The organism is Vibrio sp. R10-SG-ISO4, assembly GCF_059834135.1.
Genome location: NZ_JCBDHJ010000004.1, coordinates 1 through 20,620, shown reverse-complemented (window position 1 = coordinate 20,620; position 20,620 = coordinate 1). Strand labels below are relative to the sequence as shown.

At 50.7% G+C, this 20,620-nt stretch carries 18 protein-coding genes, 1 tRNA gene and 2 rRNA genes; 9 read left to right on the top strand and 12 right to left on the bottom strand.

Annotated features, from left to right (window positions below; genetic code table 11):
* Positions 1–13 precede the first annotated feature (13 nt).
* Complete coding sequence (gene rhtB / locus AC6R03_RS03300; protein ID WP_334555606.1) at positions 14–631, bottom strand: homoserine/homoserine lactone efflux protein; 618 nt, start codon at positions 629–631, stop codon at positions 14–16.
* A gap of 79 nt (positions 632–710) precedes the next feature.
* Between rhtB and AC6R03_RS03295 the strand changes: the two genes are divergently transcribed.
* Positions 711–1,721, top strand: a complete 1,011-nt coding sequence (locus tag AC6R03_RS03295; RefSeq protein ID WP_500632145.1) for an alpha/beta fold hydrolase — start codon at positions 711–713, stop codon at positions 1,719–1,721.
* 183 nt (positions 1,722–1,904) lie between these two features.
* The gene (locus AC6R03_RS03290; RefSeq protein ID WP_500632144.1) at positions 1,905–2,732 is read left to right on the top strand and encodes a Cof-type HAD-IIB family hydrolase; all 828 of its coding nucleotides are present in this window, start codon (positions 1,905–1,907) and stop codon (positions 2,730–2,732) included.
* Here AC6R03_RS03290 and AC6R03_RS03285 read toward each other — a convergent pair.
* Positions 2,729–3,202 carry an EVE domain-containing protein gene (locus tag AC6R03_RS03285; protein WP_500632143.1) on the bottom strand — a complete coding sequence of 158 codons (474 nt, stop codon included), beginning with the start codon at positions 3,200–3,202 and terminating at the stop codon, positions 2,729–2,731. The genes AC6R03_RS03290 and AC6R03_RS03285 overlap by 4 nt on opposite strands.
* Positions 3,203–3,240: 38 nt before the next feature.
* On the opposite strand from AC6R03_RS03285, the gene AC6R03_RS03280 reads away from it, so the two are divergent.
* A complete protein-coding gene (locus AC6R03_RS03280) occupies positions 3,241–4,794 on the top strand; it encodes a COG3650 family protein (RefSeq protein WP_500632142.1) in 1,554 nt (517 codons plus the stop codon).
* Complete coding sequence (locus tag AC6R03_RS03275) at positions 4,791–5,390, top strand: tRNA-uridine aminocarboxypropyltransferase (RefSeq protein ID WP_500632141.1); 600 nt, start codon at positions 4,791–4,793, stop codon at positions 5,388–5,390. The genes AC6R03_RS03280 and AC6R03_RS03275 overlap by 4 nt, the downstream gene beginning before the upstream one ends.
* A gap of 21 nt (positions 5,391–5,411) precedes the next feature.
* On the opposite strand, the gene yigB is transcribed toward AC6R03_RS03275, so the two are convergent.
* From yigB to lptM, 6 genes are all read right to left on the bottom strand, one after another.
* The gene (gene yigB, locus AC6R03_RS03270) at positions 5,412–6,131 is read right to left on the bottom strand and encodes a 5-amino-6-(5-phospho-D-ribitylamino)uracil phosphatase YigB (RefSeq protein ID WP_500632140.1); all 720 of its coding nucleotides are present in this window, start codon (positions 6,129–6,131) and stop codon (positions 5,412–5,414) included.
* Entirely contained in the window at positions 6,128–7,075 is a 948-nt protein-coding gene (gene xerC, locus AC6R03_RS03265) for a tyrosine recombinase XerC (RefSeq protein ID WP_500628062.1), read from the bottom strand. The genes yigB and xerC overlap by 4 nt, the downstream gene beginning before the upstream one ends.
* Complete coding sequence (locus tag AC6R03_RS03260) at positions 7,047–7,757, bottom strand: DUF484 family protein (protein ID WP_500632139.1); 711 nt, start codon at positions 7,755–7,757, stop codon at positions 7,047–7,049. Before AC6R03_RS03260 ends, xerC begins: the two co-directional genes overlap by 29 nt.
* Positions 7,758–7,799: 42 nt before the next feature.
* Positions 7,800–8,630, bottom strand: coding sequence for a diaminopimelate epimerase (dapF, locus tag AC6R03_RS03255; RefSeq protein WP_500632138.1), 831 nt, complete (start codon positions 8,628–8,630; stop codon positions 7,800–7,802).
* Positions 8,631–8,640: 10 nt separating this feature from the next.
* Entirely contained in the window at positions 8,641–9,894 is a 1,254-nt protein-coding gene (gene lysA, locus AC6R03_RS03250) for a diaminopimelate decarboxylase (protein WP_500632137.1), read from the bottom strand.
* A gap of 67 nt (positions 9,895–9,961) precedes the next feature.
* Positions 9,962–10,078 (bottom strand): LPS translocon maturation chaperone LptM, encoded by a 117-nt coding sequence (gene lptM / locus AC6R03_RS03245; protein ID WP_420378243.1) that lies wholly within the window; start codon positions 10,076–10,078, stop codon positions 9,962–9,964.
* A 75-nt stretch (positions 10,079–10,153) separates the two neighbouring features.
* On the opposite strand from lptM, the gene cyaY reads away from it, so the two are divergent.
* Entirely contained in the window at positions 10,154–10,468 is a 315-nt protein-coding gene (gene cyaY / locus AC6R03_RS03240; protein WP_334555618.1) for an iron donor protein CyaY, read from the top strand.
* A gap of 61 nt (positions 10,469–10,529) precedes the next feature.
* Here the strand turns inward: cyaY and AC6R03_RS03235 are convergent, their stop codons facing one another.
* A complete protein-coding gene (locus AC6R03_RS03235) occupies positions 10,530–13,058 on the bottom strand; it encodes a class I adenylate cyclase (protein WP_500632136.1) in 2,529 nt (842 codons plus the stop codon).
* A gap of 356 nt (positions 13,059–13,414) precedes the next feature.
* Between AC6R03_RS03235 and hemC the strand changes: the two genes are divergently transcribed.
* From hemC to AC6R03_RS03215, 4 genes are read left to right on the top strand one after another with little or no spacing between them, the layout of a single operon-like run.
* Entirely contained in the window at positions 13,415–14,353 is a 939-nt protein-coding gene (gene hemC, locus AC6R03_RS03230) for a hydroxymethylbilane synthase (protein WP_500632135.1), read from the top strand.
* Between the two features lie 4 nt (positions 14,354–14,357).
* A complete protein-coding gene (locus tag AC6R03_RS03225) occupies positions 14,358–15,104 on the top strand; it encodes a uroporphyrinogen-III synthase (protein WP_500627796.1) in 747 nt (248 codons plus the stop codon).
* On the top strand, positions 15,104–16,333 hold the full coding sequence (locus AC6R03_RS03220; protein ID WP_500632134.1) for a uroporphyrinogen-III C-methyltransferase: 1,230 nt from the start codon (positions 15,104–15,106) through the stop codon (positions 16,331–16,333). Before AC6R03_RS03225 ends, AC6R03_RS03220 begins: the two co-directional genes overlap by 1 nt.
* Positions 16,333–17,511 (top strand): heme biosynthesis protein HemY, encoded by a 1,179-nt coding sequence (locus AC6R03_RS03215; RefSeq protein WP_500632133.1) that lies wholly within the window; start codon positions 16,333–16,335, stop codon positions 17,509–17,511. The genes AC6R03_RS03220 and AC6R03_RS03215 overlap by 1 nt, the downstream gene beginning before the upstream one ends.
* A gap of 566 nt (positions 17,512–18,077) precedes the next feature.
* Here AC6R03_RS03215 and AC6R03_RS03210 read toward each other — a convergent pair.
* The 3 genes from AC6R03_RS03210 to AC6R03_RS03200 all read right to left on the bottom strand — a co-directional run.
* Positions 18,078–18,154 (bottom strand) — tRNA-Asp (locus AC6R03_RS03210).
* 56 nt (positions 18,155–18,210) lie between these two features.
* Positions 18,211–18,326, bottom strand: a 5S ribosomal RNA gene (gene rrf / locus AC6R03_RS03205).
* Positions 18,327–18,411: 85 nt separating this feature from the next.
* Positions 18,412–20,620 (bottom strand): 23S ribosomal RNA (locus AC6R03_RS03200); the annotation flags it as partial.

The following is a 20,620-nucleotide window of genomic DNA, read 5'->3' as shown; positions in this document are numbered from 1 at the left end:
TAACGGGTGTCTATTATGCTTTTGCAGTGGCCAATAATGCCCCACAACCGACAAACATGGAACCAAATAGCTTATTGATTTTACTCATAACATGACCGGAACGAATAAATTTTCCCATTTGAGCTGCCAAACTGGTGTATCCCAGCATCACGACAGAATCGATCACCACTGTCGTCGCTCCCAACACCAACAGCTGAGTCAGCTGATCGCCCTTAGGATCGATAAACTGGGGAAACAAAGCGACCAAAAACACGATAGATTTAGGATTGGTGAGATTAATCAAAGTGGCATTGCGAAGCAGCTGACCACTGGTCAGTGCCGCGCTGACCTCGGCAGTGGCAAGCGTTGATTTGTCGCGCCATTTTTGAATGCCTAGCCACACCAGATACACCACACCAACCCATTTGATGATGCTAAACGCCAGAGCAGACTGAGCGACAATCGCACCAATGCCCGCCCCGACTAAGGTGATATGGATGGCGAGGCCAAGCTGCAAGCCCGCAATGGCCGCAAGTGACTTACGCGTGCCGTAGCTAAGGCCATTACTGATCGAGTTCACTGTGCCTGAGCCAGGCGCTAAGCTAAACACAATCGCCGTCAGCACATAAGCCAACCATAAGTGCATATCCATTTTGTTTTCCTCTCGACTAACGTGCGTTTGCCAAACATAATTGAGTTTCTACTTTGGTGCAGCAATAGGTCTCCATACCATGAATCCTTCTCCTTCACCCATCAGACCTCGTTATACTCAAGAGACAAATTTTGAGCAAGCGATCCATGCCGATATTGCGCAATTATGGCAGAGCCGCCAAGAAGGCTACTTGGCCATGCGCGATAAAAAGAAGCTCTATTGGGCCGCATTGACGTCAGAGCATCACAACAAAGCCGTGGTGGTGGTGAATGGTCGCATTGAATGCGCAATCAAATACCAAGAGCTGTTTTACGATCTCTATCAGCAAGGCTTTGATGTTTACTCTTACGATCACCGCGGGCAGGGGTTGTCAGACCGGTTAATCGATGACACTGAGATGGGCTTCGTGCAGGAGTTTGACGACTATGTCCTTGACCTAGATAGCATGGTGACGCACTTTAACTTAGAGCGTTATAACGAGCGCTTTATTCTCGGCCACTCAATGGGTGGCAATGTGGTGACACGTTACTTACAGACCCAAGGTATTGAGAACAAAGAGGCCTTTTTCCACGCCGCCGCGCTGAGCGCGCCGATGTTTGGCGTCAATATTGCGCCCTACCTCAAGCCTTTCGCGCCCATGATTGGCCAGTTCCTCACCGCCGTCTACCCCACTCCTAGATTTGCCCCCGGCCAAGTGGCGTATTATCCCAAACCGTTTGATGGCAACTTTCTCAGCCAAAGTGAGGCGCGCTACCAGTGGTTTCGTAATCTCTACGATGAGATGCCACAACTGAGAATTGGCGGCGCCAGCACCCGCTGGGTCTGGCAGAGTTTAATGGCGTGCAAACAGTGTTTGTTGATGACCCGCCACCTGAAAACTCCTCTGCTGATTTTGCAGGCGGGCGACGATCAGATTGTCGCCAACGACGCGCAAACTCAGCTCGCTCGTAAACTCATCAAAACCAACCCTCGCAGCAAACTGGTGACCATTGACGGAGCGCGCCATGAACTGCTGTTTGAACGCGACGAATACCGCAACCGCACCCTAGATGAGATTTTGGCGTTCTTTGACCAACATGGCAGCGTGTAAGCTCGCAATGCACTCTCTCAGAAACAGGTCAATGGGCAGTGTGAAAACAGGAAAAGGGCAACAGAGAAAATTACCCTCTTTTTCTTGCCATGCATGACGTAGAATAACCACTCTTGCCCATTGGCCAACGACATGTTGGCTCTCCTAGTATGGCACACGGCAACCAATCATTAAGAGGGTGATATGACCGACACACGTACCGACACGCCTTTTCGCATTGTCGCTTCCGATCTCGATGGCACGCTACTGGCACCCAACCACCAGCTGAGCGCGTTCTCCAAACAAACATTGAAGGACCTGCACGCCAAAGGTTACACCTTTATCTTCGCCACCGGACGCCACCATGTTGATGTCGCGAGCATTCGTGAAATTGCTGGCATCCCAGCGTACATGATCACCTCAAATGGCGCGCGTGTTCACGATCAGCATGATCAGTTGATGTACAGCAAAAATATTCCCAGTGATCAGGTGCAAGCCGTGATCGATGTGATCAAGCAAGATCCCAACCTCTTTATCCACATGTACCGCAATGAAGAGTGGTTGCTTGATCGCGATGATGAAGAGTTGGCCAAGTTCCACAGTGAATCCGGCTTTCGTTATCAACGTTTTAGCGCCAATGCCGCGCCAACCGAGGGCATTGCAAAAATTTTCTGCACCCACCCAGACAAAGATCATGACCGTTTGGTGGAGTTTGAAACCCAACTTCGCGCCAAATTTGGCGATAGCTTAAGTATTGCTTTCTCCACTCCTTGGTGTCTGGAAGTGATGGCAGCAGACGTGTCAAAAGGCGAAGCGCTGAAAGTCGTGGCCGAGTCGCTTAACCTGACACTCGACAACTGCATCGCCTTCGGTGATGGCATGAACGATGTGGAAATGCTCTCGATGGCAGGCAAGGGATTGGTCATGGCGACCTCTCACCAGAAAGTGAAAAACGCGCTGCCCAATAACGAAGTGATCGGCAGCAACGCAGACGATGCTGTCGCGCATTACTTGCACGACCACCTGTTTTAAGCGCTCCCGCCAGCCCGAGACTCTCGGGCTAAAATAGCCTGCCATTGAGATTCCGTGACCGGCATGATCGACAAGCGATTGCCCTTTTTCACTAGGGGCATAGCTTCCAGCTCAGGCATGGCTTTCATCGTCGCAAGCGAAATTAAGCGTTCGGTTTTGCGCACAAATTCAATATCGACCATAAACCAGCGCGGGTTGTCTGGGCTCGATTTCGCATCAAAATAGGCGCTTTGTGGGTCATGGGCAAAGTGATCGGGGTACGCCTCTTTGACGACCTTCGCAATCCCCGCGACGCCGACTTTCTTGCACGAGCTGTGGTAAATCATCACCAAATCGCCCAGCTTCACCTCATCACGCATCATATTTCGCGCTTGATAATTGCGAACACCTTCCCAACACGACACCTTTTGTGTACGAAGAGTGTCAATAGAGAAGGTGTCTGGTTCAGTTTTAAATAACCAATATGCCATAATAAAATCCATTACGTTTACGCTAAGGAAGATATAGCATGAAGGCGCTTCGAAACCCAGTCGCTCTGTCCATCATATTGTTGTTACAAGCGTGCAGTTCTCAGCCATCACCCAGCAGTGTACAACCTGCGCATGTGACGCTCGATAGCGAAACGCCCACACCTACCCAAACCTTCATGCTACGCGGTGAAGTGGTGCTCGGCCACGAAGTACGCAGCCTCTCCCCTTGCGGCAGCAATCAGCAGTACTGGCTGGATCTCTCCAATGACCGATTTGCCCAAGGCATGAAACTGGTGCGCTCACCATACAGCCCTTTGTATGGTGAAATCGTCGGTCACCTAGAGCCCACAGGGCAACAAGGGTTTGCGGCCAATTACGCCGCCAAGTTTGTGGTTGAGAGCATTAACCTTCTTAGCGCTGAAAATCCTAAACGCTGTCAACAAGCGCTAAAACCGACCCGGGCATTTGGTAATGAACCGTCTTGGTCTGCCCATTTTGAGTCAGACCAATTGGTCTTTCAGCGTATGGGGTTTGAAGCGCAATCCTTCACCGTCGAGCGCAAGCGTCTTGAACAAACCCGTCGCCGTTACAGTTGGCAAGATGGCTCACTCGAACTCAATCAACGCAGTTGCGTAGATGGCATGAGTGACAGCCTGTATGGTTGGACCTCCACCCTAACGATCGGTGATAAGCAGTATCAAGGCTGCGCAACGCTTGCTAACCAAGACAACACCCAACACTGGGTCGATGACTATCACGCGGCCTCGACCAAAGCACAGCACTTCACCGTGACCATGGCACTCAACCCTGACCATACCGCCATGACGACCTACGCCTATAACAATGGCGACGCCGATTCGGTGGAACACGGCTTTTGGCAGCAGATTAATCCTGATCAGGTGCAAGTGGTGATGACTCATCTTCAGCAGCAACCGTTACTCTCAGAACGCATCTTTACTCGTGATGGTCATCAGTTGAATGCGAAGAAAGAGCGTGTTGGCGACGTGATTTATGCGATTAATGATGGCGGGCTAACGTTATACAAAGCCAAGGTGGCGTTGACGCAAACGGGCACGCAGTCCGGTGCTGAGGGCTCTAGACTCACCCGCCTACCGCAAGGCAATGACATTCCTTCTTCAGCCCAGTTTGATGAACAGGTCGATAAAGCACTTCGCGACTATTTCGCCATGCACAATACCGCCCCAAACGGGACGAAATACCGCTGGCTGACCTATGATCTCAATGGCGATGGTCAACCGGAACTTCTGGCACAACTGGACTGGTGTGGCTCTGGCGGCTGTACAGTGCTGATTTTTGAACAGCACCAACAAGCGTGGCGATTCAACAGTAAAATCACCTTAGTGCAAACCCCGTTTAACCTCGGCACTCAGGCCCATGGTGAATGGCAAGATTTGGTGATGTTCGTCAGTGGCGGCGATGCCGTGCCTAATCAACACGTGTTGCGTCACAATGGTATCAGCTACCCGCTTAACCCCAGCGTTGAACCTGTCGCCAATTACGATGAGCTCAGCCCAGTGCAGCTTTTCTCCGATGGGGTCACGCCGCATCAAGAAGGGCTAATACTAAAATGAGTAGCACCCTTTGCCCGCGATGTAAACTGCGACATCAATGTGTGTGCGTTCGTCAACCACACGTTGAATTGAAGGCCCACATTGCCCTGCTGACGCACCCAAACGAGCAGCAGCGCGATACCAATACCGGAGGGCTGCTCAGTCACACTCTGTCAACGTGTAGCGTGCATACGTGGCAACGAACCTCGCCTTGCGACACCTTGCTAACGCTGATGCAAAACCCACGCTATCGGCCGTTTTTGCTTTACCCAAGTGAGCAAAGCCTAACGCCTCAGCAAGCGAGCGCCGACGCTGATACGCACGGTGCAACTCCGCTGTTTATTGTGTTGGATGGCACGTGGCAAGAAGCGCGCAAAATGCTCAATAAGAGTACGTGGCTCGCATCACTGCCTTGTGTGCAGCTCTCGCCTCAAGCCGCTTCTCTCTACGACTTGCGACGCAATCAATCGGAAGGGCACCTGTGCACCTATGAGGTGGGCGCTGAGATCGTGCACGCGTTAGGCGCCCCCCAAGAGGCAACGTGCATGAGAGAGTTTTTCAGCTACTACTTAGCGGCCTTTCAAGCGGATAAAAGTGGCCATGCACTGCGCACTTGAGCACCGAAACACCATGTGACACTAATCGGTCAGTAACAGCAAATCCGACAATTGGTTAATTTCTACATCAGGCAGGACCCGCGCATGTCGAGCCTGCCTTGGGCTGATAGCGGTATCATTAAACCAGCACGCTTGAAAACCACTGGCTTTTGCCCCTTGCACATCGGTATTGAGATGATCGCCGACATGAAGAATGCTACCGGCATCCAGCGCCAGATGCTGCGCCGCTTTGCGAAACATTTCGCCATGCGGTTTTGCGTAGCCATCCGGCCCCGCTTTGAGCGTCAGGGTGAAATACGCCGATAAGCCGATTCGCTCGACATCAACGTTACCGTTAGTGATGGCCACCAGCGGCATCTGCGCTGCTAGCCGAGTTAACACACGATGGGTCTCTTCTGGCACGCTAAAATCACTGCGCAGTCTCAGCACTTCCTCAATCGCGCTCGAAGCAGCGCTGTGCGCTTGTTGCTCATCATAACCTAGTCTCACCAAGCCACTCTCTATCTGTTGAAAGCGCCACTTGGTGACATCATTAGGCAACCAAGGATCGCGCTCGGCCAAGCGTCGCTTGTGGCTCTGCCACCAGCTCAGTGGCACCGTCGCGCTGACGGGGTGGTGATGGTGTAGCCACTCGACCATACGCGCTTCTAAGGTACGAATGATCGGCCAATTGTCATACAGGGTGTCATCAAGATCGAACGTCATCGCCTTGATGGGTTTGAGATGGCGATAAAATTTCACTCATCCTCCTCTTTTTTCGGCCTGCCCTTTTTTCGCGCTCTTGGGTGCGCTTGGTCATAGACCTGCGCCAAGTGCTGAAAATCGAGGTGCGTATAGATTTGGGTGGTGGAAATGTTTTCGTGTCCCAAGAGCTCCTGCACGGCACGCAAATTGTTGCTCGACTCCAGCACATGCGTCGCAAACGAGTGACGCAATTTATGCGGACTGACATGACTGGCAATGGCCTGCTTCTGCCCCCACTCCGCCATGCGTTTTTGTACGCTGCGATGAGAAATTCGACCACCCAGCTTGGAGACAAATAACCCAGGCTCATCGGGATGCGCTAAATGTCCGCGCACTTTGAGCCATTTCGCCACCCAGTCGGCAGCCATACCCGAAAACGGCACTTTGCGCTCTTTGTCTCCCTTACCGACGACGCGAATTTCACCGTCCGAAAGACCCACGTCTTTGACATTCACGGCGATCATTTCAGCCAAACGTAAGCCAGCACCATACATCAGCTCCATCATGGCGCGATCGCGTATCGCCAACGGATCATCTTCATTGACTTCAAGCAGCTGCCCCACTTCATCGACATCAAGGTTCTTAGGCAGTGGCCGCTGTTTGCGCGGCGCAGAGACGCCTTTGGCTGGATTCGCCGCAAGATCACCTCTCAGCACTAAAAAGTCAAAAAAGCTACGCAAACAAGAAAGACGTGTCGCAATACTGCTTCCTTTCATACCTTCACGCATTGCTTTACCGGCCACCTGTCTAACCCAACCCGCGTCCACTTGGGTCCACTTTTTTATACCCAAACTCGCTAGGTGCGCAGCCATGGTTTCCAGTTGCTGTTTGTAGTTGCGTTGAGTATGCAAACTCAGCCCTTTTTCACTTCTTAAATAATCGTAGAAGCGTAGTAAGGGCTGCTGCAAACCATTAGGCAGAGGTGGTGGAGCGTCGCTCATTATCTTGCGCCTGCCAAGGCAGGGTATCAATCAGGTGAGAAAGGACGAGCGCCAGATGGCGCAAAAAGAGAGTATCCATGTGTGGCTGAAAATGGCTACCGTCGGAGCTGGAAAAGGCCAAGATACCTTGGAGCGAGGTCTTATTCAGTGGCATCACCACGTAAGATCCCATTTCCGGCGCGGGGCTATGCGGGCCAAACAAGAGTTCACGATCGCACGAACGCATACGGCCAAGATAGGCACTCTTGCCATTCAGGTGGTTGGTGGCAAAGCGTTGATAACTCTCTTTGCTCAGGCGATACTTATCTTGTCCGCCCTGCACACCCACCAAGCGAATATACGCCACTAAGCCCAGAGATATCGCCATGTCTTCGATCGATTTGAGCACCGAGCTTAAGCTATCGCTGCGCAGAATATGCTCTTGCAGCTCCATAAATTCATGAAAGGTGCGATCGTTATTTTTCGCCAGCGACATCAATGTCGTGATCTCTTCTTCAAGCTCTTCAATACGCTGACGTTGGCGGTTCAGCTGAACGTGGACGAGAGAGACAGCGCCTTGCTCTTGGTGAGGCAAAGCCAATCTGTCCACCAGCGCTTGACGCTGGGCGAAAAAATCCGGGTTGTCACTAAGGTACTCGGCAACCACTTCCGCGGTCAGTGCGTCCGCTTCAATTTGAGACACAATTCATCCCTTTACTTGTTATCTATCGAGGTGTGGATTGAGCTAGCAGCTCAGCTGGCCATCAAACACATGTGTGGCTGGGCCTGTCATGTAAAGCGGTTTACCTGGCCCCTTCCAGCGAATGTTGAGCTCGCCACCGGGCAGAGAGACTTTGACATTCTCGTCCAATAAGCCTTGGACGATACCGACGGCCACCGCGCCACATGCGCCACTGCCGCACGCCTGCGTTTCCCCAGCGCCACGCTCGTACACACGTAGGTTGATCGCTTGGCGGTTAACCACTTGCATAAAGCCAGCGTTCACGCGTTCAGGAAAGCGCTCGTGCGACTCCAGCAGCGGGCCTAGATTATCCACATCTGCGGTTTGAACGTCATCGACAACCGTCACAACATGAGGGTTACCCATGCTCACCGCTCCACAAAATAGCGTTTTATCTGCGGCGCGTAAGATGTACGTTTTCTCGGTTTGCTTGGCTTTAAAAGGGATCTTGCTCGGCTCAAACTCTGGCACGCCCATGTTGACCGTCACTTGATCGTCCTCTTCAATATTGAGGACCATCTTACCTTTCTTAGTGCTGACACTGATGTTGTACTTGTTGGTCAAACCTTTCATGCGGACAAAACGCGCAAAGCAACGAGCGCCGTTACCGCACTGCTCAACCTCACTGCCATCTGCATTGAAAATTCGGTAGTGAAAATCGGTTTCCGGATCGTACGGCGCTTCGACCACCAACAGTTGGTCAAAGCCCACGCCAGTATGTCGATCCGCCAAACGGCGGATCAGATCCGGTGAGAAAAAGATGTTTTGGGTAATACAGTCAACGACCATAAAGTCGTTGCCTAAACCGTGCATCTTGGAAAAGTGAAAATGCATAACCCTTTAATTACTCCGGAAGAATATTTTCTAGCGCCCACAAACTGGACAGCTCTTCACGCTGGCGAACCAAATGCAGCTTATCACCATCAACCATCACTTCCGCCACACGAGCGCGAGTGTTGTAGTTGGATGACATCACAAAGCCATATGCACCGGCAGAGCGCACCGCAAGCAGGTCGTTTTCTTTCAGTACCAAGGCGCGATCTTTACCTAAGAAATCACCGGTTTCACAGATAGGTCCGACCAAATCGTAGGTCACCGCTTCCCCTTCGCGAGGTTTCACTGGAACGATATTTTGCCACGCTTGGTATAGCGCAGGGCGCATCAAATCGTTCATCGCCGCATCGATAATGGCAAAGTTTTTGTGCTCCGTGTGCTTCAAAAACTCGACCTTGGTAAGCAAGACACCCGCGTTCGCGGCAATCGCACGACCTGGCTCAAAAATCAGCTCCAAATCTTGATGATTGTCCAAGCGACCTAGTAGCGCTTTGGCGTAGTCCGAAGGCTGCGGTGGTAACTCATCACGGTAGACGACCCCTAAACCACCACCGACATCGAGGTGAGCAATGTTGATGCCTTGCGCTTTTAAGTCATCGATCAATGCCAGTAGGCGATCGGTCGCGTCGATAAATGGGTCGATGTCTGTCAGCTGTGAGCCAATGTGACAATCGATGCCTTTGATCTCCAAGTTGCTCAAGCTTTGCGCAAACTTGTAGACATCCGGGGCGCGTTCAAATGCAATACCAAACTTGTTGTCACGCAGACCTGTTGAAATGTAAGGGTGGGTATTCGCATCCACATCCGGGTTAATGCGCAGTGAAATAGGCGCTTTCACCCCCATCTCTGCGGCGACTTGGTTCAAGCGCTCAAGTTCCGGCTCAGATTCAACGTTAAAACACTTAATGCCAAGCTCAAGTGCGCGTTTCATCTCTTGTGCCGTTTTGCCCACACCAGAAAAGACCACCTTGCTCGGATCGCCACCGGCAGCAATCACGCGCTCCAATTCTCCACCAGAAACAATATCAAAACCCGACCCTAGACGCGCCAACGTATTCAATACCCCAAGGTTGGAGTTCGCTTTCACGGCGTAACACACTAAATGAGGGTGCTCACCCACCGATTTGTCGAAGGCATTCCAATGGCGCTCTAACGTCGCTCGAGAGTAGACATAAAGTGGCGTACCAAACTGCTCAGCCACATCACTAAGCGGTACGTTTTCGGCCCAGAGCTGGCCATCGTCCTGATAATTGAAGTAATCCAAAGTACTTTCCCTTAAATAGTCGTTTTAATTGCGATGAACACCGTTAATGGCGATGGACGCGTGGCGATTAGGAGGATTGCTCGTTCGTTTGCGTCTCTTCTGGCATGTACAAACCGCCCGTCTGACCACATCCTGCCAGACCTAACACTGAAAGAAGAAACAGAGCAAGGATTGATTTTTTCATGGGTTCTATCGTGATTATTTGTTCAATGCCCCCTATAATCGCACCACAACCAAGAAAAGCAATAGGATAGATAGGATGAACGAGACTGAATTTCATCAGTTGGTGGATGTTCAAATGCAAATCATTGAAGAAATGATTGATGACTCAGGCGCGGACATCGACTACGAGGTCACAGGTAACGTGATGACACTGGAATTTGACGATCGCAGCCAGATCATCATTAACCGACAAGAGCCGATGAAAGAAATCTGGCTCGCATCGAAATCCGGAGGTTTCCATTTCTCCTTGGTCGAGCAGCAGTGGATCTGCTCAAAAACTGGCAAAGAGTTGATCGCCATGGTCAAAGAAGAGTGTGAAAAGCACGCCAATGAAGAGATTGACTGGGTTTAACCCATTCAGAATCAAAAAAAGAGCACGCGGTGCTCTTTTTTTATCTCTTTACTTTGCGGGTTCAAGCATTCACAACTCGGCTTGGCTTGGAGTAGTTTGAGCCATCATTGCGATAAGGGACGATGTAAGAGTCGCCCTCTTCAGGATGCACGATTTGATAATACTGCGGCAAATTGAAGTTAATGAATTTAGACGCCAATTCGCTTTCGGTTTTGACGGATGAGTAGAAGCCATTGACGCTCGCGATCATCTCATCTTTTTCACCGCTAAATTGGTGATACACCTCAACTTGGTTTGACTCATCCAGCACATAGATGTTGAAGCCTTTGTCTGTGTCTTCAAAGAAGAACTGAATCAAACCTTCACTGGCAAAACCATCAATGACCTCTGGCATTTGATAATCTTGCTCTTTATCGAGCATCAACAAGGGCGAGCCTTTCAGTTTGTTGGTTGAAATGCTGCGATAGAAATCGACTGAGTTTTCCAGCATTTGCACCGACACCCCACGGCGTTCGAAGAACAAACCATAGGTCTGTTGACCAATCTTAAGCGCTTTGAAACGACGACGTTTTTCTTGCTCAACCGGCTTCAAACGCAAATCAATGCATTCGGCCAATAACTGGTAGACCATGTTGCGCATCACACCGCGCAAGTTCTTGCTGTAGCAGAACACATCCACCGACTCCGGTGGCAACGCATCTTGGTGCATCTTACCAAGTACCGTTTTGAGCGCATCCAACATAGCGGTCTCCCCTTTGAAGTGCAAGGTACGCACTTCATGCCATGAGTTGCGATAGACCAAGTCCACGCTACCCACAAGACAGGTTTGGTCAGGGCCAAAGCTAAAGATGTCTGTGCTCTTTTGATCCAACTTCAGCGCACGGCCGCTCAGCTCTGAGGTCGGGTCACTTTCAAAGTTGATGAACATGGCCAACTGGCTGATCTCACACGGACTCGCCAACGCCTGCATCGTAGGGCGACGCTTGCGCAGTGAGAAGGTATTGCGTAGATCGCTGACCATTTGGTAGAACTTATCGATGTCCAAATCGGCATCACGAATCACAGAGTGCAAACGGGTGGATTCCGTGATCAAACCGTTAAAGAAGGACCAAGCCACCAATTTACTCAAGTATTCGTTGTGCTCAAGTGGCGCACGACCGATGATTTTCTCTGCCTCTAACGGCTGTTTATACAAGTACCATCCCGCTTTGTTCGTTCTGCCCGGACGTACCTCAATAAAGCTCAAATCAGGTTCATGCAGATCCGGAGAAATTTGCGGATTCAGCAGCGTCACCTTACCCGGCAACACCTCAAACGCAGCGTACAACTTGCGCGCCAAGATACTGATATCTTGTGGGCTAATCGCGGAGGTGATGTCGTTACGACGTGCAAATTGGATCAGGTTTCGGTAACTCTGCATCAAAGCATCTAACAAGGCGTGGTGTACCACTTTCACTTGCTCGACTTTCCAGTTGCGGCGATCATCCAATTCAGCGATCACACTCGGTGACCAGTCCCATTTTTGGATCATGTCAGACAGCGCTTCACGGCGCCAAGCCACCGAACCTGCGCCAGGCTGGCGAGAGAGTTTTTCATGGGTTTTGAGATAGAAACAACGACGCACCAAATCCAAGCGGGTGTGATCACCGATACGCTCTAAATAGCGCGTCACTTTCTCAAGCATCAAATAGTACGCGTCCATCCCATAGAGATCGGGCTTGTGCGCGAAGAAGCGGCGTTTGGTATCAAGGCTCAACAGCTGGGTGTGCGGATACTCCCACGAGTACGCCTCAAGCAAAATCGCTTTCAATACCGATTTGTAGGGCGAATCGATGCTCTTATAGAGTTGCCATAGGTTTGAGCCAAAGTACTCTTCTGCCGGGATACGGTTCAATTTACCAAAATCAATCCACTCCGAGCAGTTAATCACATTCTGGCTACAGAGATGCGTCACGTACTCGTCGTAACACTCTTCCATTTCTGGTGGCACGATTTGCCACAGCAGCCTTTGGCCAGCTAAACGTACCGCACTGCGATAAAACTCATCGAGTAACAACAGGTGCTGCGATGACCCGCAGTTATCCCCGGTCATCTCTTCACACTTATTGCTGCGAAAACGGCTTTCGTCCATCAAGAAGAAGTTGGCTTCAACGCCACGGCTCAGCGCCCACTCGGTGATCAAGAGACATTTGTTGGTCAAGCTGTCTCGTTCGTCAGCACTCATCTTCGAGGACACGCACACCCAAATGTCTAAATCACTGGAGGTACTCTGGCCAATTGAAGAGGTGCTGCCCATAGTATACAGCCCCAAAATCATTGGGTTGTCTGCGGTGGCGAGCGGTTGACCGATCGTGAGCTCGGTGTCCGACACAAACTGACTTTGAGGTTCACTCAATTCAAAATTGCGAATACCGTAGGGGACTTTGGATGCGTAGTAGCCGGGAATTAAAGGATGGTTGTAGTGCAGAAGAGTAGGAATCAGATGGAAAACATGCTGGGCCTGCGCATCCATAAGAGCTAACGCACGTTCAATGCGTTGCTGATTGAGATCATCAAGTCTATGGATTAGCGATTGGGTGTAAGCCAGCAAGGGATGTTCCTTGGTTAATTATCTACAGCGTGCTGTGTTTAATAATTATTCTAAAGCACTATCAAAACGTGATCAATTTAACACTTTTCTTTGGGCTGGTAAAGAATTGTACGATCGATTCAACACTATTTTGTGTCTCTTGACTGACGAGTCGTTCTCTTTTTATTACGCGCTACAGTGTGGTCCGGATACGTGATGAGTAACAATAGCGCAGCTCATAAACGAGATTGCAATCACACTTTTTTGATGATTTTTTGCTACGGATTGAGGATTGCCGCTTAGGACTCATATTGCATTGAGCATTTTTATCTCAGAGTGATACGATGGAGCCATCATTTGGTTTATCTGTTTCTATCATGACTCAAACGACTCCGATCCGTATTGCAACGCGCAAAAGCCCCCTTGCTCTTTGGCAAGCTCATTATGTGAAAGACGCCCTTCAAGCCGCTCACCCTGGTCTAGAAGTCGAGCTGGTGACTATGGTCACGAAAGGCGACATTATTTTAGACACACCGCTCGCCAAAGTCGGCGGAAAAGGGCTGTTTGTGAAAGAACTAGAGGTGGCGATGCTTGAAGGTCGCGCGGACCTCGCCGTGCACTCAATGAAAGACGTGCCGGTGGAGTTCCCCCAAGGCTTAGGTCTCGTCACCATCTGTGAGCGCGAAGACCCGCGCGATGCCTTTGTTTCGAATCAGTACAGCAACATCGACGATTTACGACAAGGCGCAGTCGTCGGCACATGCAGTTTGCGTCGTCAGTGTCAGATAAAAGAGTATCGGCCCGATTTGGTGATCAAAGAGCTACGCGGCAACGTCGGCACCCGACTCTCTAAGCTCGATGCAGGTGAGTACGATGCGATCATTTTGGCCGCGGCTGGCTTAAAACGACTCAAGCTTGAAGAGCGCATTCAGAGTTACATCGAGCCAGAGCAATCCCTACCCGCGGTTGGACAAGGTGCCGTCGGCATCGAATGTCGCCTTGATGACGAGCGTTTAATCGCGTTACTTGAGCCTCTCAATCACCCAGACACGGTCGACCGCGTGTTGTGTGAACGCGCCATGAACCTCACCCTTGAGGGAGGCTGCCAAGTTCCTATCGGCAGTTATGCACTGCTGGATGGCGATCAAATCTGGCTTAGAGCCTTAGTCGGTGAACCGGATGGATCCACCATCGTTCGTGGTGAGATCAGCGGTCCTCGAAGCGAAGCGGAGCAACTGGGAGTCACACTGGCCAATCAACTGCTCGATAATGGCGCCAAAACCATTTTAACTAAGCTATACGCAGAACAAGAGTAATGCCATGGCAGTATTGGTGACACGGCCAGGTCAGCAAGGCCAATCGCTCTGCCATCAATTGCAACACCTCGGTGTCGCGAGTGAGCATCAACCGCTCATCTCGCTTCACCCGGGGAGACAACTTAGCGATATCGCACATGCGTTACATCGCGCCGACCTCATTATTGCCGTGAGCCAACATGCGGTGCACTTTACCGATCAAACCCTTCGCCAACATCAGCAACACTGGCCACATTCAGCGCGATACATTGCCGTTGGTCAAAAAACTGCACAGATCTTAAGCACAAAAACGCAACAAAACGTAGACTATCCTCAAGTGGGCGATAGCGAGCATCTACTTGCGCTTGAACCCCTTCATGACGTCACCAATAGGCGTATTGTCATCCTACGCGGAAACGGTGGCCGAGATTTGATTTTCGATACCTTGCAGGCACGAGGGGCCTTAGTGGAGTATCGAGAAGTCTATCGTCGTGAAAACATTGCTTTGTGCTCAGATTTGCTCGTCCCACTCTGGCAAAATAAGCACATTGATCAGCTAGTCGTTACTAGCTCGGGTCAGCTTGAACACCTTGTCTCGCAAATCGGCAAGCGCTATCAAGCCTGGCTATTTGGATTAACGCTATACGTTCCTAGTGAGCGTATCGCTCTAGACGCACACCAATGGGGCTTTGTCGATGTCATCACGACCCCTAGTGCCTCTAATTCGGACTTACTGGCCGCTCTCCAGCCAAAACAACAGGACAAAACATAATGACAAGTAAAAAAAACAATGGACATGTTGAACCCGAAGAAAACAAAACCGCGCCAAACCAAGCAGCGATGACCGAGGAAAACAGCGCGGTGGACACTGAATCTCAAGATGTGACTTCACCTGAAAGCGCATCAGAGCCAAGCCCGGACGACACAGCGCCAGTCGATAGCAAGCCTCAAAGTGGGGAGCTTGAAGAAAAACAAGGCAAACGCGGAGTGAAGCTAGCTACGATCGCCATCGTTATCGCGGTGCTGATTGGGGGCGGACTCACCTTTTACATCCAAGAGAAGAATCAGCAGCAGCAAGCGCAAATCGCTGCGCTGCAATCAGAGCTCAATCAAGCCAAACAGGCCATGCAGGCTCAGTTGGATCAGAACCAACAGCAAATCTTATCGAAGGCCACTGAGCTTAGCCATCGCGCAGATACCGTTCTAGAGCAGCAGCAAAAAAGCATCGAGAGCTTACAGCTCGCCATGGCAGACGTAAAAGGCCGTCGCCCCAATGATTGGTTACTGGCTGAGGCTGACTACCTCGTCAAGCTCGCTGGACGAAAACTGTTTTTAGAACACGACGCGGTCAGCGCCACTAAACTAATGGAAAGTGCAGACCAGCGCATCGCAGCACTGAATGACCCAAGTCTTGTACCTCTGCGCAAATCCATGGCGAATGACATCACCAAACTCAAAGGGGTCCCCCTTGTAGATCGAGAAGGCTTGGTGCTAAGACTTACCGCTCTTCAGCAACAAGTCGATAGCTTACCGCTCGCCAATGCCATTCTTCCAGAGGCGCAAGCGGTGGAAGCTCGTCAAGTCTCGCAAGACGTGGCAGATTGGAAAGACAACCTGATGACCTCGTTACAAGAGTTCTCAGAGAACTTTATTACGTTCCGAACTCGTGATGGCAATGTCATCCCACTGCTCTCTCCCGAGCAGCATTTCTATCTCAAAGAAAACATTAAAGCGAAGCTAGAAACCGCCATCAAAGCGGTATATGTCGAGCAACAAGAGATCTACACCACAGCGCTTGCCACCGCAGGTGACTGGTCTCAAGCGTTCTTCAACCAAGATGCCAATAATGTTCGTGAGTTCAATCAAGCCCTAGGCATGCTAGGCCAACAAACCATCCAAGTCGATTACCCGGTAAAACTCGACACACAAGAAGTGCTGTCTGACGTTATTCGCGATCGCCTACGCCGCGAAGTCACCACATTGATTACGGAGGAGAAATAATGTTTAGACTGATTTTCCTCTTTGTCATCTTAGGTGCGGGGCTGTTTGTCGGCACTCAATACTCGGGGCAACAAGGTTATGTCCTAGTCTCTATCGCCAACACCACGATTGAAATGAGCGTCACCACCTTAGTGATTTTCTTAATTGCGACGTTGGCCGCCCTCTTTGCTCTTGAGTACCTCGTTAAGAAAATGCTCTATGCCAGTTCTGCCACTTGGAATTACTTTAGCGTACGTAAAATGCGCCACTCTCGCAGATTGACGAATGAAGGCTTAATTAAACTGATTGAGGGCGACTTTAAAACCGCAGAAAAAAAGGTCACGCGCTGGGCAAACTATCATGATATGCCTGTGGTTTGTTACCTTATTGCCTCAGAAGCGGCGATAGGTCTCGGAGACAACAAAAAGGCCGATCACTACCTTGAGCTCGCAGGTAAACAGCCTGGTTCTAACTTAGCGGTGGAGCTAACACGTGCCAAGCAGCAGGTGAGAGAGGCCAACTACGCTGGCGCACTGGAAACCTTACATCTTCTCAAGGGCCAGCATCCCAACAACGTGGTGATCGTTAACCTACTTAAGCAAGTCTATGTAGAACTGAAACAGTGGCAGCCACTGATTGATCTGACGCCCCAGCTAGGCAAACTTGGCTTGATTAGCGAACAAGATCAACAAACCTTGCTCCAAAGAGCGCAATGCGGCTTATTGGCTGATGTCGCCGAAAACAAAGGCAGTGAAGGCCTAATTGGTCACTGGAACAGCCTACCGAGAAAGCTCAAGCAAGACGCCCATCTAGTAGAGTGTTTTGTGAAACAGTTGATTGCGCGCAACGCCGATCACGAAGCCTTCACCGTCATTAAAGAAACATTGAAAAAGCACCCGAACTCCACACTGATCACCTTGCTACCAGAGATGAAATTGTCCGACACCCACCCAAGCAAACTACTGCTAGAGGAAATGGTGCGTAAAGACGCCAATAACGCCGAAGCACACAGCGCTTTAGCACAATTGCAAATGAGAAACGAACAGTGGCAAGAAGCGCAGCAACATCTTGAAAAAGCCTTATCTATCCGCTCTAACGTTTCCGACTACGCACACTTGGCAGATGTACTGGAGAAACAAAACCTCAACAAGGCAGCGCAGGAAGTATCGAAAAAGGCGCTGAGTATTATCCAGTCCTAGTTTCTACCGTGAATAAAGCGGGTCATTAGCCCAATACCAAAACTGGCCAACACGGCCAGTTTTTTTGTCCTTAAGAATGCGTTTAAAGCATGGTTACTGAATAGTGACAAGGGACTATTGGCCACAAGGTAAACGCGATACTGAAAGCCTATCGTAGACCAAAGGCTTGCCCTTTATTCACGCTAGTATCCGACACGATTTGAGCAACGACATCAAGTTTGATGGAGGAAGGTGCACGTGTGAGAAAACTACGAGCAGCGGGTGCTAGATAATCCGTGGACGTTGCCGCACCATTCGTCGTATGAAATCGACACACTACCTAGAACGCAAAGACCCTGAAGTGCGAGACATTATTCTTTAATCTCGCCTTGCTCTCTCTTCGAAGCCAGCCCGTTTTGGAAGCACTAAACGTAAAAAAGCCTCAGTCTCTCGACTAAGGCTTAGTATAAGTGGCGGAGTGGATAGGACTCGATGGTCCGGCATTCCGGCCCGCGAAAAAGTGCCCAGCACTTTTAGGAGCGTTAAACGTAAAAAAGCCCAGTCTTTCGACTGGGCTTTCTAATAAGTGGCGGAGTGGACGGGACTCGAACCCGCGACCCCCGGCGTGACAGGCCGGTATTCTAACCAACTGAACTACCACTCCGCAGTGGTCTATTTAAAGTCTTATCTCAATCGTGCTTCAAATAGATAATGTTCAAAGCCTGGCGATGTCCTACTCTCACATGGGGAAGCCCCACACTACCATCGGCGCTAATTCGTTTCACTTCTGAGTTCGGCATGGAATCAGGTGGGTCCAAATCGCTATGGTCGCCAAGCAAATTCTTTAATTCGGAAAGCTGTTTACGTTCTTACACATTCAATGTTCTTTCATTGAGTCCATCAAAACCCTTTGGGTGTTGTATGGTTAAGCCTCACGGGCAATTAGTACAGGTTAGCTCAACGCCTCACAGCGCTTACACACCCTGCCTATCAACGTTCTAGTCTCGAACAACCCTTAAGGGCACTTAAAGTGCCAGGGAAGACTCATCTCAGGGCTCGCTTCCCGCTTAGATGCTTTCAGCGGTTATCGATTCCGAACTTAGCTACCGGGCAATGCGTCTGGCGACACAACCCGAACACCAGAGGTTCGTCCACTCCGGTCCTCTCGTACTAGGAGCAGCCCCCTTCAATCTTCCAACGCCCACGGCAGATAGGGACCGAACTGTCTCACGACGTTCTAAACCCAGCTCGCGTACCACTTTAAATGGCGAACAGCCATACCCTTGGGACCGACTTCAGCCCCAGGATGTGATGAGCCGACATCGAGGTGCCAAACACCGCCGTCGATATGAACTCTTGGGCGGTATCAGCCTGTTATCCCCGGAGTACCTTTTATCCGTTGAGCGATGGCCCTTCCATTCAGAACCACCGGATCACTATGACCTGCTTTCGCACCTGCTCGAATTGTCATTCTCGCAGTCAAGCGGGCTTATGCCATTGCACTAACCTCACGATGTCCAACCGTGATTAGCCCACCTTCGTGCTCCTCCGTTACTCTTTGGGAGGAGACCGCCCCAGTCAAACTACCCACCAGGCACTGTCCTCACCCCGGATAACGGGGCTAAGTTAGAACATCAAACATACAAGGGTGGTATTTCAAGGTCGGCTCCACAGATACTGGCGTACCTGCTTCAAAGCCTCCCACCTATCCTACACATGTAGGCTCAATGTTCAGTGCCAAGCTGTAGTAAAGGTTCACGGGGTCTTTCCGTCTAGCCGCGGGTACACTGCATCTTCACAGCGATTTCAATTTCACTGAGTCTCGGGTGGAGACAGCGTGGCCATCATTACGCCATTCGTGCAGGTCGGAACTTACCCGACAAGGAATTTCGCTACCTTAGGACCGTTATAGTTACGGCCGCCGTTTACCGGGGCTTCGATCAAGAGCTTCGACCGAAGTCTAACCCCATCAATTAACCTTCCGGCACCGGGCAGGCGTCACACCGTATACGTCATCTTACGATTTTGCACAGTGCTGTGTTTTTAATAAACAGTTGCAGCCACCTGGTATCTGCGACTCTCAATAGCTCCATCCGCAAGGGACTTCACCGTCAAGAGCGTACCTTCTCCCGAAGTTACGGTACCATTTTGCCTAGTTCCTTCACCCGAGTTCTCTCAAGCGCCTTGGTATTCTCTACCCGACCACCTGTGTCGGTTTGGGGTACGATTCCAACTTATCTGAAGCTTAGAGGCTTTTCCTGGAAGCATGGCATCAATGACTTCACGCCCTTGGGCGCTCGACGTCGTGTCTCAGCCTTAAAGAGAGCCGGATTTACCTAACTCTCAAGCCTACGCACTTGAACCTGGACAACCGTCGCCAGGCCCACCTAGCCTTCTCCGTCCCCCCATCGCAATAAGTTGAAGTACGGGAATATTAACCCGTTTCCCATCGACTACGCCTTTCGGCCTCGCCTTAGGGGTCGACTTACCCTGCCCCGATTAACGTTGGACAGGAACCCTTGGTCTTCCGGCGAGGAGGTTTTTCACCCCCTTTATCGTTACTCATGTCAGCATTCGCACTTCTGATACCTCCAGCATGCTTTACAACACACCTTCAACGGCTTACAGAACGCTCCCCTACCCAATACCTAAAAGGTATTGCCGCAGCTTCGGTTTATAGCTTAGCCCCGTTACATCTTCCGCGCAGGCCGACTCGACTAGTGAGCTATTACGCTTTCTTTAAATGATGGCTGCTTCTAAGCCAACATCCTAGCTGTCTAAGCCTTCCCACATCGTTTCCCACTTAGCTATAATTTGGGACCTTAGCTGGCGGTCTGGGTTGTTTCCCTCTCCACGACGGACGTTAGCACCCGCCGTGTGTCTCCCGGATAGTACTTACTGGTATTCGGAGTTTGCAAAGGGTTGGTAAGTCGGGATGACCCCCTAGCCTTAACAGTGCTCTACCCCCAGTAGTATTCGTCCGAGGCGCTACCTAAATAGCTTTCGGGGAGAACCAGCTATCTCCAGGTTTGATTGGCCTTTCACCCCTAGCCACAAGTCATCCGCTAATTTTTCAACATTAGTCGGTTCGGTCCTCCAGTTGATGTTACTCAACCTTCAACCTGCCCAT

Bases quoted from the DNA above. Each gene is read 5' to 3' on its own strand.
- cyaY (WP_334555618.1), top strand. From the start codon at position 10,154: ATGAACGAGACTGAATTTCATCAGTTGGTGGATGTTCAAATGCAAATC.
- hemC (WP_500632135.1), top strand. From the start codon at position 13,415: ATGACTCAAACGACTCCGATCCGTATTGCAACGCGCAAAAGCCCCCTT.
- lptM (WP_420378243.1), bottom strand. From the start codon at position 10,078: ATGAAAAAATCAATCCTTGCTCTGTTTCTTCTTTCAGTGTTAGGTCTG.
- AC6R03_RS03220 (WP_500632134.1), top strand. From the start codon at position 15,104: ATGACAAGTAAAAAAAACAATGGACATGTTGAACCCGAAGAAAACAAA.
- rhtB (WP_334555606.1), bottom strand. From the start codon at position 631: ATGGATATGCACTTATGGTTGGCTTATGTGCTGACGGCGATTGTGTTT.
- AC6R03_RS03275 (WP_500632141.1), top strand. From the start codon at position 4,791: ATGAGTAGCACCCTTTGCCCGCGATGTAAACTGCGACATCAATGTGTG.
- AC6R03_RS03285 (WP_500632143.1), bottom strand. From the start codon at position 3,202: ATGGCATATTGGTTATTTAAAACTGAACCAGACACCTTCTCTATTGAC.
- AC6R03_RS03225 (WP_500627796.1), top strand. From the start codon at position 14,358: ATGGCAGTATTGGTGACACGGCCAGGTCAGCAAGGCCAATCGCTCTGC.
- AC6R03_RS03290 (WP_500632144.1), top strand. From the start codon at position 1,905: ATGACCGACACACGTACCGACACGCCTTTTCGCATTGTCGCTTCCGAT.
- AC6R03_RS03295 (WP_500632145.1), top strand. From the start codon at position 711: ATGAATCCTTCTCCTTCACCCATCAGACCTCGTTATACTCAAGAGACA.
- dapF (WP_500632138.1), bottom strand. From the start codon at position 8,630: ATGCATTTTCACTTTTCCAAGATGCACGGTTTAGGCAACGACTTTATG.
- xerC (WP_500628062.1), bottom strand. From the start codon at position 7,075: ATGAGCGACGCTCCACCACCTCTGCCTAATGGTTTGCAGCAGCCCTTA.
- AC6R03_RS03280 (WP_500632142.1), top strand. From the start codon at position 3,241: ATGAAGGCGCTTCGAAACCCAGTCGCTCTGTCCATCATATTGTTGTTA.
- AC6R03_RS03215 (WP_500632133.1), top strand. From the start codon at position 16,333: ATGTTTAGACTGATTTTCCTCTTTGTCATCTTAGGTGCGGGGCTGTTT.